This is a genomic window from Paraburkholderia sp. SSBN10T (genome assembly GCF_056619545.1).
Window position 1 is genome coordinate 1 of the sequence record NZ_JBWQQI010000069.1, and the last position, 548, is coordinate 548.

Sequence of the window (548 nt, forward strand, 5' to 3'; positions counted from 1 at the left end):
AACCCCGGCAGCGTGAAGCCCAGCGCCTCCGCCGCGCTCGTCATGGTCGAGGCCGTGCCCATCGTCATGCAGTGGCCCGGCGAGCGCGCGATGCCGCCTTCCACCCCCTGCCAGTCCTGCTCGCTGATCTTGCCCGCGCGCAGGTCCGCCCAGTACTTCCAGGTGTCCGAGCCGGAGCCGAGCGTCGCGCCGTTCCAGTTGCCGCTCAGCATCGGACCGGCGGGCAGGAAGATGGTCGGCAGGTCCATCGAGATCGCCCCCATCAGCAGCGCCGGCGTGGTCTTGTCGCAACCGCCCATCAGCACCACGCCGTCCGCCGGATACGAGCGCAGCGTTTCCTCCGCCTCCATGGCGAGGAAGTTGCGGTACAGCATCGTGGTGGGTTTCTGGAACGGCTCGGAGAGCGTCTGCACCGGCAGCTCGATCGGGAAGCCGCCCGCCTGCCAGATGCCCCGCTTGACTTCCTCGGCACGCTGTCTGAAATGCGTGTGGCAGGGGTTCATCTCGCTCCACGTGTTCAGGATCGCGATCACCGGCTTGCCCGCATA

Annotated in this window: 1 protein-coding gene; it reads right to left on the minus strand. The window is 67.9% G+C overall.

Annotation, left to right across the window (positions count from 1 at the left end; all coding sequences use genetic code 11):
- On the minus strand, window positions 1-548 hold a 548-nt coding region (locus tag AC1ECK_RS36665), incomplete at both ends, for a dihydroxy-acid dehydratase domain-containing protein (protein ID WP_480328195.1).